The organism is Pseudomonas duriflava (genome assembly GCF_007830155.1).
In the GTDB taxonomy this organism is placed as follows: domain Bacteria; phylum Pseudomonadota; class Gammaproteobacteria; order Pseudomonadales; family Pseudomonadaceae; genus Chryseomonas; species Chryseomonas duriflava.
The window spans coordinates 161,787-176,524 of the sequence record NZ_VLKY01000007.1 but is presented as its reverse complement, the minus strand read 5'-3'; the positions used below and the strand labels follow the sequence as shown (position 1 = coordinate 176,524).

Below are 14,738 nucleotides of genomic sequence, written 5' to 3'. Positions count from 1 at the left end.
CGCAGCCATCCTGGTTTACCACTGCGTAGCGGAATGGGTCGATAGCTGTATCGACCGATTCAGGAGGGACTGGAGACCTGGGCGCGAATGAATTTTACGATGCGATCAATAAGCTCGCCTGCCAGGGGCAGGTTAGCATCGTTATAAGTGGGCAGCTGGGCTTCTGCGCTGGCCGGAACGATGCGTAACATGTGGTTCATGCCGGGAATAAGCGCAAGCTCTGCTTCAGGCCGGGCCCGTTTGAGCGCCTCGGCATCCTTTATTTCTACCTGTATATCGTGCTCCCCTTGAATGATCAGTGCCGGTGCCTTGACCTGAGCAAAGGCGTGTGCCGGGTTCTGACGGAAAAGGGTTATCAGATAGGGTTGTACGCTAGGTCTGAACAGTACCATCAGGGGCTCTGGCACAGCCAATTGCAACTGACCTTTTTCCAGCTGGCTCATAATCCATTGGCTGCTTGAAAATAGGGGCTGCGGGAGTTTCGAGGCCAGCTGTTCGCGTAATACATCTCCAATCGGGCGTCCACTTCCGGCTATGGTGATCAGTGCATCGGCATTCGCGTCGTTTGCTGCCAGGCTCGCAATCAGGGCGCCTTCGCTGTGACCGATCAAAATCAGCTTCGAAAAGCGCGGATCGTGACGTAGCAGGTTCGACCAAGCCACCACATCGGCCACATAGCGTTGCACACTCAGGTCTTCCTCTCGCGGCGTGGCGGCCTTGCTTTGTGCTACGCCGCGCTTGTCATAGCGCACGCTTGCGATGCCTTGCTCTGCTAGAGCTTCGGCAAGGCGTTTGAGGGCGAAGTTATGCGCCATTGGATTGTTGCCGTCGCGATCGGTTGGCCCTGAGCCTGGAACAATGAGCGCTACAGGCTGAGGCTGCTGGCTTTCCGGCATAACCAGACTGCCATAAAGAGTGCCGCTCCCAGTATCCAACTGAATAGGGCGGTAGAGGAGAGGGTTGGACGCTGCGAACGCAGACCAAGTACAGAGCAGGCAGAGCAGGGCGAACAAACGTAACATCGATAACACTCGTGACTTCAGGAAGCGCTACACGGCCAAGTGCTAGCGTATTCGTTGGACGCAGCGTAACGGACAGGGTTCGAAAGATGAACTCGTCAGCACCAACGGTTATACTTTTCAGCTTTCCTGTACAGGTGCCAGACAGGCACTCGTCCATCGATCCTGCGGAGCTTGCGACATGTCCGGCAATACCTTTGGCACGCTGTTCACCGTCACCACTGCTGGCGAAAGCCATGGCCCGGCCCTGGTCGCCATTGTGGATGGATGTCCACCCGGCCTGCCACTGACCACGGCAGACCTGCAGTATGATCTGGACCGCCGCAAACCGGGTACCAGCCGGCACACCACCCAGCGTCAGGAGCCGGACGAGGTCGAAATCCTATCGGGTGTTTTCGAGGGTATAACCACCGGAACCCCAATTGGCTTGCTGATTCGCAATACCGATCAGAAATCCAAGGATTACTCAGCCATTAAGGACCTGTTCCGCCCGGCCCATGCGGATTACACCTACCACCACAAATATGGTGTACGCGATTACCGGGGCGGTGGTCGCAGTTCGGCGCGGGAAACCGCCATGCGGGTAGCAGCTGGTGCTATTGCCAAGAAATACCTGGCCACGCAAGGCATTCGTATCCGGGGCTATATGAGTCAACTGGGGCCGATTGAAATCCCGTTCAAAACATGGGACAGCGTCGAGCAGAATGCCTTCTTTTGCCCTGATCCAGACAAAGTGCCCGAGCTCGAGGCCTATATGGACCAGCTGCGTCGTGATCAGGATTCGGTCGGAGCACGTATTACTCTTGTAGCCGATGGCGTTCCGCCAGGGCTTGGTGAGCCCATTTTTGATCGTCTGGATGCTGAGCTGGCCTACGCGCTGATGAGCGTCAATGCTGTCAAGGGCGTCGAGATTGGTGCCGGCTTCGCCAGCATTGCCCAGCGGGGCACTGAGCATCGTGATGAGCTGACTCCGGAAGGGTTCTTGAGCAACAATGCAGGCGGCGTCTTGGGCGGGATTTCATCGGGGCAGCCTGTCGTGGCGCACCTGGCGCTCAAACCGACCTCCAGCATTACCACACCGGGCCGCTCTATCGACGTGGCAGGTAATCCAGTCGACGTGATCACCAAGGGACGTCATGATCCGTGCGTAGGCATTCGTGCCACACCGATCGCCGAGGCCATGATGGCGCTGGTATTGATGGATCATGTGTTACGCCATCGCGCGCAAAATGCCGATGTAAGAGTGACCACGCCGATTCTTGGCCAGCTCTAACGGGCAGGTATCGTTGAGGCTGTTACACGCGTGAAGCCGTTGCCAGCAAGGGGCGGCTTGCCGTCCCGCCGGATAAGGCCAGACCTCTATTTCAACAGGCAGGGCTTGTCCTTATGACTGTTCCCTATTGGCGCCTGTCTAGCTTCTATTTTTGTTACTTCGCTTTATTAGGTGCTACGGCACCGTTTCTGTCGCTCTACTTTCATCATCTCGGTTTTTCCAGCGAACACATTGGCCAACTTGTCGCGATCCCTATGCTGATGCGTTGCCTGGCACCCAATCTCTGGGGCTGGCTAGGAGATCGCACGGGCAGGCGGCTGGCTATCGTCCGCTTCGGTGCCTGTTGTACGCTTATCGCATTCGCCGGCATTTACCTCAGTCACAGCTATGCCTGGTTAGCCTTGATTATGGCGCTACATGCCTTTTTCTGGCATGCCGTACTGCCGCAGTTTGAAGCTATTACTCTGGCCTATCTCCAGGAGCGAGCCGCCCTCTATAGCCGGATACGCTTGTGGGGCTCGGTTGGTTTTATTGCCGCTGTGGCCCTGCTTGGGTATGTATTCCAGTGGTTTAGTCTGGATGTTTATCCTGCTGCACTGCTCATAATCATGGCCGGTATCGTAATCAGTAGTGTTTGGGTACCTGCTCCCGCAACTGTCAAGGTAGACGCCCCTGCCGGCGAGTCGGGCTTTTTAGCGAGGTTACGTCAACCGGGGGGTATTGCCTTCTATATTGGGGCTGCCTTGATGCAGCTATCCCACGGGCCTTACTACACCTTTCTAACGCTGCATTTGGAAAGCCTAGGTTACTCACGGGGTGTAATTGGTCAGCTATGGGCTCTGGGCGTTATTGCTGAGGTGCTGATATTCCTGGTAATGCCGCGGCTGTTGGCCCTGTTCAGCCTCAAGCAGGTATTAGCGGCCAGCTTTTTGCTGGCTGTCCTGCGTTGGCAGCTATTAGGCAATTTAGCGGATCATCTGGCCATCTTGCTGTTTGCTCAACTGCTGCATGCCGCCACTTTTGGCTTCTTTCATGCGGCAGCCATCCATTTTATCCAGCGCCGCTTTGGTCTGCGTCAGCAAGGACAAGGGCAGGCTTTCTATGCGGCGCTTTCCGGTACAGGAGGAGCGCTGGGTGCCCTTTATTCCGGTTATAGTTGGCAAGCGCTTGGGCCTGCCTGGACGTTTGGTTTTGCCAGCCTGGCCGCGCTGGCAGGAGCCGTTTTGATCATTATCCGCTTGGAAGATCGGTACCATGATGAATCACCGTGAACAGCTTGTTCAACACATCATCGAGGCTGGCCAATTTCTTTATAACCGTGGTTGGTCGCCCGCTACCAGTAGTAATTACTCGGCCCGGCTGTCAGAAAGCCGTGCACTACTGACGGTTTCCGGCAAGCACAAGGGGCAGCTTGGGGTCGATGATGTTCTGGCAACCGATCTGGACGGCAACAGCCTAGAGCCAGGCAAAAAGCCTTCGGCAGAAACGCTTCTGCATACTCAGTTGTATCGTTGGAAGGCTGACATCGGCGCGGTATTACATACGCATTCGGTCAATGCGACTGTGTTGTCTCGGCTGGTAGCCGATGAAGCCCTGGTGCTGCGTGATTATGAGCTACAAAAAGCCTTTAGTGGCGTGACCACTCACGAAGGCCGTATCGTGGTTCCAATCTTCGAGAACGATCAGGACATTGAGCGTCTTGCCGATCGTGTTCAGGTCTGGCTCGACGCGCATCCCGACTGTGTGGGTTACCTGATTCGCGGGCACGGTCTCTATACTTGGGGGGCACGCATGACTGATGCCTTGCGCCAGGTCGAGGCATTCGAATTTCTTTTCGAATGTGAAATGAAAATATTGAGTATTCGGACATGAGCTGCCTGACTGTCTATTATGAGTCCCATCCCGAGCAGCCTAATAAGGTGCTCACGCAAGGCGAGCATATCGGAGCTACCTTAGCTGAGGTGGGCGTACGCTTCGAGCGTTGGCAAGCGAGTCACCCAGTAACGCCGGTGAACAGTCAGGAAGAGGTCATTGCAGTATACCGCTCAGAAATTGATCGACTGATTACTGAGCGCGGCTATCAAACGGTCGATGTGATCAGTATGAAGACCGACCATCCCCAAAAGGCCGAGCTGAGAGCTAAGTTTCTCAATGAGCACTACCACAACGAAGATGAGGTGCGTTTCTTCGTCTCTGGACGTGGTTTGTTCGCGCTTCACATCGATGAGTACATCTATGCCGTCTTGTGTGAAAAAGGGGACCTGATTTCTGTGCCTGCCGGTATACCGCATTGGTTCGACATGAGCGAAGAGCCTAACTTTGTAGCGATTAGGTTATTCAACAATCCGGAAGGTTGGGTAGCGCACTTTACGGGTAAGGATATTGCGTCGCGCTTCCCGCGACTGGAGATCGAAGCATGACGATTCGTGCAGTCTTGACCGATATTGAAGGCACTACCAGTGCCGTGAGCTTTGTATTCGACGTACTGTTTCCCTATACCGCCACGCATCTGCCCGCATTTATCCGCGAGGAGGCCCAGACGCTTGCCGTGGCCGAACAACTGGATGCCGTGAGAGCTGAGGCCGGTGAGTTGCAGGCTGATACCGAGCGGGTTATCGAGATTTTGCAGGGTTGGATAGCCCAGGATCGTAAAATCACGCCGCTCAAAACACTGCAAGGCATGGTCTGGGCTAAGGGCTACCAGGCTGGAGAGCTCAAGGGGCATGTCTATCCGGATGCTGTAGAAGCGTTAAAGCGCTGGCATGCCTTGGGGCTTTCACTCTATGTTTATTCTTCCGGCTCCGTTCAGGCGCAAAAGCTGATCTTCGGCTACTCGGAAGCGGGGGATCTGACGCCTCTGTTTTCTGGCTACTTCGACACCCTTACAGGTGCTAAACGCGATCCCGAGTCCTACGCACGTATTGCCAGCGCCACGACACATAAGGCCGATGAAATTTTGTTCCTATCCGATGTGGTTGAGGAGCTGGATGCAGCACGTAAGGCCGGGATGAAAACATGCGGTCTGGTTCGCCAAGGCGGGGAGCTGGCCGGTCACTCCTACGTGGAAAGTTTCTCCAATATTGACCCATTAGTGCTGTAATCCGTCTTGGCGCGAAGGTAAGCCATCATTTCGGGCGAACTCCCGGCTTGGGTGTGTAGTCCCACTCTATATCGGAACTGGAGTGGAGAGCACCCATGATTAATTCAACTATAGGCGGTGTCATTGGTTTTATCGTTTTCCTGCTCGATATCTGGGCCATCGTCAGTGTGATTCGTAGCGACAGCACCACTAACAAAAAAATCTTCTGGACACTGCTTATCATCGTTCTGCCTATTGTGGGGCTGATTGCTTGGGGTGTTGCCGGTCCACGGGGCAGCACTTCGGTCTCTGCACCCACGCACAAAGGATAGATTCGCGCATAGGATCTGGAGAAAGCTGAACATTTGTAATGCCAGGCGCTGATTGTGCGTTTCTGGCAGGGCTTTTTTGAGTCGTCTGTGGACTTGAGCCAATTTTCCTGCAATGCCTGCCTTTTCAGGGTGGGCATTTCCGTTTTGCCTATGAGTAACGGGAACTTGTTTTTGCGGATCGATGAATCAATAAAGTAAAAGCCATAGCAAGTCGTGTTAATGGCTTACTTGCCGATTGGTGTTTTTATCGAGCGCTGGCTGACCATCGATAGATGGAGCCATGATGTCTGCTAGGATTGCCTGAATACGGGCAAATACTTCGTGCCAGTCGAAACACTATGCGAATACTCTGACCCTTCTGGTATTGTTACCTCATATTACATTCCAGCGCCTTGTAGATTTCTTTGTTCTGCCGCACTCTGTCTTGCAGGCTATTGGTAAGACGTCCAATGCTTGAATATCCGCACTCTGCAAGCTTATCGGCAGGCAGAGCGCTCCACTCGTCGCTCTTGAGGAACCCAGGCTGTCTCTGTGAGCTCTTCTACAATGTGTAAAACTGTATACAGCGGCATGCACCTTAAGTGGATAAAGGTGTTCTACTGATAAGCAGTATGCTGTGCAGCGGTCTGTCTGCCAGTGTCTATCATGCTCCATCGCTCCTCTTCCAATGTAAAACACCAGCAGGAGGTGCCCTATGTCGATGCACATCTCCGATGATGTGAGCCTTACTGTGCTTCGCCAGATGAAAGAAGGAGGTTTTGATTTCTCTCGTATCCACCCGATCGATTTCTTCGCCATTTTTCCGGATGAAAAGCAGGCACGTCTGGCGGCCGGCCAATTCCGAGGCGAATCGCTCAATACGCAGGTGATGCCTCATGAGGAAGGAGGCTGGCATCTTCAGGTTAGTAAAGTGATGTTTGCCACCTATGCCACGATTGATGATTTCGAGTCCGACTTCGAGGCGGTAGTTAGCCCCTTGGGTGGCACGCTGGATGGTTGGGGTGTCACCCAAGAAGTTAGTCGCTTATAACCTTCCCAACGACATGGCCTGACGGCCATGTCTCTTGTGCCGTGTTTTTTTGCTTTTTTCTAATCTTTTTGCGGCCAGCAGTCTTACGATGCATGGGCACCTCAAGATAAAGCGAACCGAAATAGCCACTTTTATAAATCGTTCATTTTGTTAAACGGTTCGCCTGGTAAGCGCTTTCTCGTAATTGCCCGCACTATTGCAACAAGCCCAGTGCAGCGTCCTCACTCCACTCCCAGGATACACAAAAGATTTTCGTAGGCCTGCCGCTGGACTTGCTGGTGTAAACAGCCAGTTGGCCCAGGCATATACATACCGATAGACAATGATGAGCTGTTACTCGAGGCAATCCGGTAGCAGTAGGCGAAGGGCTTCGCCAGTTGCCTGATCAGATACCTGACTCTGACTCTCTAGCTTCTTACTGGCAGTAGTGGTGAAAACGTATTTTTCTCCACTGATTTACCCCTGCCGTCTTCAGTCGAGCGCATAATGACCGCTTGGTAAGTCAAGGAGCGCTTGATGCTGTCTGAGCTATTCGCCGTCATGGCTCCGGTGCTAATCGGCTCCGGTATCGGTTATTTCTGGAAGCGTGGGGGGTATGAATATCCCACCGACTTTATTTCCCGGCTGGTCTTCAATATCGCCTCTCCCTGCTTAGTATTGGCAACACTAGGTCATACGCGTATCGATAAGCATAGCTTCGCGGAAATGGCTCTTGCCTGCGTAATCATCTGCGTGATTATGGGGCTATCTGCTGCCGGCTTGGCACGTTTCTTCAAGAAAGATTGGAAGGTGCTTGCACCAGCCTTCATGTTTCCCAACGTAGGTAACATGGGGCTTCCCGTGTGCTTGTATGCTTTTGGTGAGGAGGGGATGACACTCGCGGTAGCCTTTTATCTAGTCATGTCCATTGGTAACTTCAGTCTGGGTATCTTTTGGATGGCAGGGGAGCGATCACTTAAAAACCTGCTCGCCAATCCCATTATGATCAGCGTAGTGATAGCTCTGTTATTGATGGTTTTTGATGCTCAACTGCCCCGTTGGATGGCCAATACTGTAGATCTAATGTCGGGCTTGGCCATCCCGTTAATGCTCATCACATTAGGTGTCTCTTTAGCCAGTATCCGACCTCAACATTTGGGAGCAGGTTTCCTGTTTGGAGGGTTGCGCTTATGCCTCGGCGCTTTAGCCGGTTGGCTGGTAGGCTTGGCCTTAGGGCTGCCTCCTTTAGCGCAGGCCGTGTTAGTCACCCAGTCCTCTATGCCGGTCGCCGTTTTTAATTATCTCTATGCCCTACGTGCCAACCGTTCACCCCAAGAGGTGGCAAGCTTAGTGCTGTGCTCGACGGTACTTGCCTTCGGTTTCCTACCTTTGATGTTGGCATGGTGGCTTCCAACCATTCGGTAATCAACTGCCTACAAGGCGGGTCAGGTTGGGAAGTACAAGCACAATGGTAGTCGCGATCAAAACAAGGCTGGCCTGCCGCCATTTAGGTGTTGGGTTTTTCAACATAACTCATGCCCTTTTTCTTTTTGTATGCAAAACAAAACAGCATGCGCCTCTAGGTAGCGCCTGATGCATGACCGTATACAAGCCATAATGTATTGAGTAAGAGACTAGGGCGTGAGTTACATGGCATTTAGAACGAAAATTGTTCCACTCGCTGTTTTTAAGCCTTTTTAGGCATGGTGAAAAGGGCTGCAGGACGCGCTGTCTAGCGTACTAGACGGCTTTCAGGTGAATGGCATCTCTTATCGCCGTTTGTCAGATGATATCAAGTTTGGCTGAGCTGGCTAGCATCCAGTGCAATGGCTTCATCCAACGCTGCAAGCAGGCCTGCTCTGGCTTTCAACTTGGTCTGAGAGTGGGCAGTCATGTTCAGTTTGCCCAAGCGAAGCGCTGCCTGTAAGGCTGCTTCGTCAAGCGCTGAAGCGGTTACAACCTCATCCAGGAACCCAGCTGACAGGGCTGCGTGAGGCGCGAAAAGTTCTGCACCAATGACGGCGCGTTGGAAGGCAGGTTTTGTTAAGCGATCACGAGCGAGCTCAACGCCGGCATGGTGCATCGTCATACCAATGGCTACTTCATTAAAGCCAATGGTGAAAGGACCTTCTATACCGATACGATAATCTACTGAAAGCAGCAAAAAAGCTCCTTTAGCAATAGCGTGGCCTGAGCAGGCCGCGATTATCGGAAAGGGATGAGCGAGCAAACGGCGTGTAAGGTGGGAGCCTTGGGTGATCAGATCAATAGCCTGTTTCGGGCCACTCATCATGACCTTCAAATCGTATCCACCTGAAAATATTCCCGGCTGGCCCTTGATGACGACGACCGCACGGTCCTGCTCCGCACGATCAAGCGCAGCCTCAATCGCGGCGATAACGTCTGGTGAAAGGGCATTCACCTTACCGTGGTTCAGGGTCAGCGTAGCAACAGGGTCTTCGTAATGATACGTGACGGGTCCAGTCATGGCAGAGCCTACAATAATGAATAGGGTGACCGGAACGTAGCGATTGTTCTAAGTCACGTAAAGCAGTTTGACTGACCCGTCAGTCACGCCTATCCATAGCTGATCCTTTAAATACATGAATATGTTGAAAAAAAGTTTGCCATCCGAGAATCATATGGATATATTAGCGCGCCTCGACGATGCAGACGCAGACGCCGAGACTGATCTGGTGAGGTGTCCGAGCGGTTGAAGGAGCACGCCTGGAAAGTGTGTATACGAGAAATCGTATCGTGGGTTCGAATCCCACCCTCACCGCCAGATATGTAAGCCCTTGATTTCATTAGGAATCAGGGGCTTTTTGGTTTCTGGGCCCTGTAAGTCCCCATTGAATTGGTACATTTTAGTGGTACATTCATGGGCACTATGGCTACTCCCTGGAAGCATCCAACCTCAGGCTACTACTACATTCGTAGAGCCGTCCCTAAAGATCTCCAAGAATCCCTTGGGAGCATCTACAAGAAAACCCTCGGCACTAAAGACCCACATGAAGCAAAGAGCTTGTTTGCTGCTGCCTGGGTCCAGTCGGAAGAGCGGTTTGCTTTAGCTCGTGCCCAGCTTGAGGGAGGGACTCTCCTCGGTGCAAAGGATGTTCAGCAGCTAGCTGTAAGGTGGTTCTCACTGGAGCTCTCCAAGATGGAGGCCAGTGGGGATTTCACGCCATTTCTCTATGTTGATTCAGAGGAGGGCGCTAGCAGCCTTCGGGATTTCCTTGAGGAATCTTCTAAAGTAGCAGGGATAGTCAATCCATTTATCAGTGCTACGCTGGAAGCGCATAAGCTCCCGGCTATGCCTGCTTCAGCGCCTCTCCATAAGCAATTGGTTGAAGCCTTCACTACCCATTTACTAAAGCTCTCAGACCTTGCCTTGGCTCGTTATAGCGGCAATTGGACGGTCAAGCCTGATGTTCTGCCAGTGGCTCCTATTACGCTAGAGCAGCGGAGCGAGACACGGCTTCTATCCGATATCTTCTCTTCATTTAAGAAGGACAAGTTAGCTACCGAAGGCGATAGTAGAACGATCCGTAAGACTCTTGATGAGTACCAGTCAGTGGTCACTAGATTCATTGAGCTCTTCGGGGACCTCCCTGTGACCCAGATAGACCGGCAGGCTATCCAGAACTTTCACATGGCCCTCCATAAGATGCCCTCTAAAGGCGACGGAATCAGGTCTATGAATGCAAGGGAGATGATCGCCAAAGCTGAGTCAGAAGGGCTCCCTACGCTCACCGCTGCAACCATCAAGACCCGCCTAAGAATCCTTTCGGCTGTCCTTGGTTTTGCTCTCAATATGGGCGTTATCAAGGAGAACCCTGTGGTGGCTTCTGGAGTAGCCAAGCGGCTGTCTAAGACAATCTCCAAGGGAGCCTCTTCAAGGAGGCGTAAGGATTACACTCTGGAAGAGCTCAAGGTCATCTTTACCAGCCCCGTCTATACGGAGGAGGGACGGTCTCCGCCAAAGAAGGATCTTGGCAAAGCGCTCTACTGGATTCCTCTGTTGGCTGCCTATACGGGAGCCCGAAGGGAAGAACTGGCGCAGTTATTCGTTCGAGATATACGAGAGGAAGAGGGTATCCCTTGCTTGAGTATTCTGGAGGCTAACGATGGAGACGAGGAGGAGACCCGAACAGTGAAGACGGTTGGGAGTAGACGCCTCGTTCCTATTCACTCAGACCTTATAGCTCTGGGCTTTCTAGAGTACGTCAAAGGGCTTCCCAGAGATGGTCAGCTATTCCCAGCCCTCAAGCCGAACGCTGAAGGATGGTATGGGAAAATCTTTGGAAAGCACAGGGGTAAGTACCTAAGGGAAGTAGCCAAGCTGGATAGCCCTGCAAGTCCAAGTCACGGCTTCCGCCATACCTTTAAGACCCTTTGCCGCTCCGTGGGGATTCCTGAGGATGTCCATGATGCAATTACAGGGCACTCTGATGGTTCTGTAAGTCGAGGCTATGGGTCTATGCCTTTATCCAGGCTAGCTCAGGAGCTCGAGAAAATACCAAGTATCGCTCGAGAGTCAGGGCTTTTGTGATGCTGATATCACTTTGCAATTAGCGCAGCTCCGGAGCGGAGAATGGAGAGAACATTTTTAAGATGCAGGGCTCATACGAGGCGATGTCTTTTTGATATCAACTCCTGGTGCAAAGTGTTTTGGCTCTACTCCTGACTGCCGCTCAGTTCAGTCTCCTTTCCACGGTTAATGGCTGGCGGCAGTGTCCCTCTCTGATATAGCTTTGGCTTCTAAGGGCATGCCTTCAGGGCCCCTTGTTGATCCTATGGCTTCGTCACCTAAGCATATGGGTCGACCCAGGCATGCTCTATCCATTCCTTATCATCGGTAATTTCGTCTATTCGCTCCAGATTCTCAGGCATGGACTTGAGAAGAAAAGGCAGGGCTAGTTTCAGTGCCTCTAAGTAACGGCGTGCTTGTCGCTCTTCTAGCAGCAGGAGAGAGCTAATGCATTGGGTGCTCAGTACAGGTAGGTGAATGAGAAGTTTAATCAGCTTCCTCACGGATAAAGGGATACTGCGACCAGTTGTTCGATACCAGTCGAGGCGTGCAACTCCCTGAAGGATGTCATCAGCCCAGAGTGGGTATTCCCGGAGGACTTGAGCACCATAAAGCGGATTACTTATCTGAGTTGGCTTGCGACCCTTGGGGCTGCTCTTTTGAATTGGAGTACGTATGCGTTCAGCTTTTGAGAGAGAGCTAATGCATTGGGTGCTCAGTACAGGTAGGTGAATGAGAAGTTTAATCAGCTTCCTCACGGATAAAGGGATGCTGCGACCAGTTGTTCTATACCAGTCGAGGCGTGCTACTCCCTGAAGGATGTCATCAGCCCAACGTGGGTATTCCCGTAGGATTTGAGCACCATAAAGCGGGTTGCTTATCTGGGTTGGCTTGCGACCTTTGGGGCTGCTCTTTTGAATTGGAGCCCGTATACGTTCAGCTTTCTCTTCGATTTCCCTTGTGTGCTTCTCAAGGGCTTCATGAAGTTTTGCTGCTTCAGGACATAAATGTGGGAGGGCTTGGATAATGTTGGAGGAGGCGTTATTCATAAAATAGCCTGGGACGGCAACAGGCCTGCTCATGGCCTCAAGCTCATTGCGAGCAGAGGTAGTCAGAAATGACTGAGGGGGCTGTATAAGTGATTGGGGGAATGACGGAAGGGGGAGGTAATTTCGGTCGCAATATAAGAAGACCCCAGGGAGACCTCTAGGGACTTTTCAGAAAGGGCATTCACGCCCAGTCAATTTCGGTCGCAATATAAAGAAGACCTAAAAGACCCAAGGCCCCTTGTGAAAGGGGTAGATCAATCACGTCTCAGACCTAGTAATGGTCATTGATTAGTAATTTGTCTGAAGGTGGCTCTATAGGGATCTCAGGAAATCCTCAGTAGTATCTTCAGTGCTGACCCAGAGATAGTCCTGAGAGGCTCCCTGAGGTGATCCATAGGAAGAGATAACCATAATTGGTCTTCCTCTCTTGGTCTCATTCTTTAAAGAATATCCTATGGGTCACCCATAGCACTATGTCGTTAAATGGCCCGGGCGCTCTATATCAAGGCTTTCAAGAGTGAGTGGCCCAAGGTACTACCTGATACGGCTTCGAAGGTCTTTGCGCTCATTCTCGTATGCCATGCGTTTGAGTTTCTTAAGCTGCTTCTGTTCGGTCGTGAGCCTCTTAGGAGCACTCTTTAGTCCTCTAAGAGCTTCTCTACGTGCCTCCTTTTCGCTTTGCTCCAGGTGGATCACAGCGTCACGTACAGAAACACGTTCAAAGCCTTTGCCTTCAAGCTCAAGCCATCGCTTTACTACCAGATTTGCTAGCTTAAACGAGTAGCGAGATAACAACGTAAAAGTCAGCTCTTTATCAAGAATAGTAAGTGGCTGAAGTCGACCGTAACTATCAGGTACCTGTGTCTCGACGTACTGACATTGGCTCAGATTTGAGCCGATCTCTTCGACCATCTTTTGGATGTCCCGAAGGACGTTCTTATGCTGCTTACCTGTTGCCTCAGCAATTTCTAGGGATGACATTCCAGGTAGACCGTTCAGTGTGGTCGCGCAGCTAATGGCGCTGATTTGTTGCATGTTCATTTCGTTGATTCCTTTTTGGGAAGCCTTCAGCCGACCTCCATAGCCCAGCTCACGACCCCAACGATAGGGACTGAGTATGGTTCTGAAGGCTTGCCGAAAAGACGTGGAAGGATTAATAGGCTAGGCGGTCGGGCCTATGTATTAATCAATTGAGAGATACAGGCTTGAGGGTGTGTTAGGCAGACAGGGTAGGCTTGGAGTCTTGCTTGATACGCTTACCTTGCACACCCGCTTGGGCTAGCTGGTCAGCCCGTTCGTTTTCAGGGTGCCCATTGTGGCCTTTAACCCATACAAAGGAGACTTGGTGGATCTGGAGGAGCTCATCAAGGAGTTTCCATAGGTCGAGGTTCTCAGGGACCTTCTTGTCTTTCTTGATCCAGTTGTTAGCTTTCCAGCCATGCATCCATAAGGAGCAGCCATCGACGACCAACTTACTGTCTGAGTAGAGCTGGACAGTAGATGGGGCTTTGAGTTGTTCAAGGGCTTTGATAACAGCAGTCATCTCCGCTCGAACATTGGTATGCCTGGTGTCCTCATCCAGAGGCCCAGCGATTTGCCTGCGGAGACCCTTAGGATTTATGAGGACTGCTCCCCAGCCCCCTTGGGCCAGGAGGGGGTCTGCGTTATGGCGACAAGCGCCGTCTGTATAGATGGTGTAAGTGGGTGTGTTCATGGTGCGTTCTGTTGGTGGTAGGGTTGAGTAGATGAGCAAAGGCAAGCAAGGGCTCTGGCTGAGTGCCTGCTTCTTTCTATACTACGTAAAAACTAGATGCCCTCTGGAAGCCCTTGGGAGGCCTCTAGTGAGCTGTTTAGTGTGGTGGCTACATAGGTAGCGGTAGCGATATTCTTGTCTTGAGGGTGGCCTAGGGGGCTTTTGGCTTGGGGTGTTCAGACAGCAGCGGAGGCAGAAAGGCGGGCTGTTGGTGAAGGTGCAGGCCTTCGAATGTTCGAGGTAGTCTCTCCTCCTATACTGCGTAGAAGCCCCATCTTTCAATACTGCGTAGAAACTAACTTTTCTTCTTGGTGAGCTTCCCTTGGTTGTGCAAGTGGACCAGTAGCTCCTGACCTCTGGGGGTCAAATAGAAGTCCATCGTCTTTCCATTTGACCTCTCCACAATCAGCTCGCCGTGCTTGCGGTAGGCCCGGTAGGCCCCTGACTGGCGATACAAGTAGCCCAGCTTCCATAGGTCGCTCTTAATCATCAGGACGTTTGCGTCTTGAAGGGAATGAGCATACGTACTCAGCTTCGCAAGGTGGACCTCATGGGAGGTAGGAACCAAGGCCAGAGGAGTACGCTCACGGGCCTCCAGGGCTTCGATACGAGCAGCCATAGTGCCTTTCACGCTCCGCAACTCAGCAGCCATAGTTTCTTTCACATGCTGTAACTCAGCGGCCATAGCAGCCT

At 52.2% G+C, this 14,738-nt stretch carries 15 protein-coding genes and 1 tRNA gene; 10 read left to right on the top strand and 6 right to left on the bottom strand.

Translation table 11 applies throughout. The features are described 5' to 3' along the window. Positions 1–59: 59 nt before the first annotated feature. Positions 60–1,022: an alpha/beta hydrolase gene (locus IQ22_RS11975; RefSeq protein ID WP_145142046.1), complete on the bottom strand. Its 963-nt coding sequence runs from the start codon at positions 1,020–1,022 to the stop codon at positions 60–62. 178 nt (positions 1,023–1,200) lie between these two features. On the opposite strand from IQ22_RS11975, the gene aroC reads away from it, so the two are divergent. From aroC to IQ22_RS11935, 8 genes are all read left to right on the top strand, one after another. Next, positions 1,201–2,292 (top strand): chorismate synthase, encoded by a 1,092-nt coding sequence (aroC, locus tag IQ22_RS11970; RefSeq protein ID WP_145142044.1) that lies wholly within the window; start codon positions 1,201–1,203, stop codon positions 2,290–2,292. 113 nt (positions 2,293–2,405) lie between these two features. After that, positions 2,406–3,563: an MFS transporter gene (locus IQ22_RS11965; RefSeq protein ID WP_145142041.1), complete on the top strand. Its 1,158-nt coding sequence runs from the start codon at positions 2,406–2,408 to the stop codon at positions 3,561–3,563. Then, complete coding sequence (locus tag IQ22_RS11960) at positions 3,547–4,164, top strand: methylthioribulose 1-phosphate dehydratase (protein ID WP_145142039.1); 618 nt, start codon at positions 3,547–3,549, stop codon at positions 4,162–4,164. The genes IQ22_RS11965 and IQ22_RS11960 overlap by 17 nt, the downstream gene beginning before the upstream one ends. Then, positions 4,161–4,712 carry a 1,2-dihydroxy-3-keto-5-methylthiopentene dioxygenase gene (locus tag IQ22_RS11955; RefSeq protein WP_145142037.1) on the top strand — a complete coding sequence of 184 codons (552 nt, stop codon included), beginning with the start codon at positions 4,161–4,163 and terminating at the stop codon, positions 4,710–4,712. Before IQ22_RS11960 ends, IQ22_RS11955 begins: the two co-directional genes overlap by 4 nt. After that, entirely contained in the window at positions 4,709–5,392 is a 684-nt protein-coding gene (gene mtnC / locus IQ22_RS11950) for an acireductone synthase (RefSeq protein ID WP_145142035.1), read from the top strand. The genes IQ22_RS11955 and mtnC overlap by 4 nt, the downstream gene beginning before the upstream one ends. A 95-nt stretch (positions 5,393–5,487) precedes the next feature. Continuing rightward, positions 5,488–5,703 carry a PLD nuclease N-terminal domain-containing protein gene (locus tag IQ22_RS11945; RefSeq protein ID WP_145142033.1) on the top strand — a complete coding sequence of 72 codons (216 nt, stop codon included), beginning with the start codon at positions 5,488–5,490 and terminating at the stop codon, positions 5,701–5,703. Positions 5,704–6,397: 694 nt separating this feature from the next. After that, complete coding sequence (locus IQ22_RS11940; protein ID WP_145142030.1) at positions 6,398–6,733, top strand: ribonuclease E inhibitor RraB; 336 nt, start codon at positions 6,398–6,400, stop codon at positions 6,731–6,733. A gap of 516 nt (positions 6,734–7,249) precedes the next feature. Beyond that, the gene (locus IQ22_RS11935; protein ID WP_145142028.1) at positions 7,250–8,137 is read left to right on the top strand and encodes an AEC family transporter; all 888 of its coding nucleotides are present in this window, start codon (positions 7,250–7,252) and stop codon (positions 8,135–8,137) included. A 367-nt stretch (positions 8,138–8,504) separates the two neighbouring features. Here the strand turns inward: IQ22_RS11935 and IQ22_RS11930 are convergent, their stop codons facing one another. Further along, complete coding sequence (locus IQ22_RS11930; protein WP_145142026.1) at positions 8,505–9,200, bottom strand: crotonase/enoyl-CoA hydratase family protein; 696 nt, start codon at positions 9,198–9,200, stop codon at positions 8,505–8,507. 207 nt (positions 9,201–9,407) lie between these two features. Between IQ22_RS11930 and IQ22_RS11925 the strand changes: the two genes are divergently transcribed. After that, a tRNA-Ser gene (locus IQ22_RS11925) sits at positions 9,408–9,497 on the top strand. Between the two features lie 96 nt (positions 9,498–9,593). Further along, the gene (locus tag IQ22_RS11920; RefSeq protein ID WP_244309101.1) at positions 9,594–11,264 is read left to right on the top strand and encodes a site-specific integrase; all 1,671 of its coding nucleotides are present in this window, start codon (positions 9,594–9,596) and stop codon (positions 11,262–11,264) included. Between the two features lie 257 nt (positions 11,265–11,521). Here the strand turns inward: IQ22_RS11920 and IQ22_RS23425 are convergent, their stop codons facing one another. The 4 genes from IQ22_RS23425 to IQ22_RS11900 form a co-directional block, all read right to left on the bottom strand. Then, on the bottom strand, positions 11,522–12,292 hold the full coding sequence (locus tag IQ22_RS23425) for a hypothetical protein (RefSeq protein WP_208733635.1): 771 nt from the start codon (positions 12,290–12,292) through the stop codon (positions 11,522–11,524). 534 nt (positions 12,293–12,826) lie between these two features. Beyond that, positions 12,827–13,333, bottom strand: a complete 507-nt coding sequence (locus IQ22_RS11910; protein ID WP_145142024.1) for a Rha family transcriptional regulator — start codon at positions 13,331–13,333, stop codon at positions 12,827–12,829. 175 nt (positions 13,334–13,508) lie between these two features. After that, positions 13,509–14,006, bottom strand: a complete 498-nt coding sequence (locus tag IQ22_RS11905; RefSeq protein WP_145142022.1) for a ribonuclease H family protein — start codon at positions 14,004–14,006, stop codon at positions 13,509–13,511. Between the two features lie 334 nt (positions 14,007–14,340). After that, the gene (locus IQ22_RS11900) at positions 14,341–14,730 is read right to left on the bottom strand and encodes a hypothetical protein (RefSeq protein ID WP_145142019.1); all 390 of its coding nucleotides are present in this window, start codon (positions 14,728–14,730) and stop codon (positions 14,341–14,343) included. Positions 14,731–14,738: the final 8 nt, after the last annotated feature.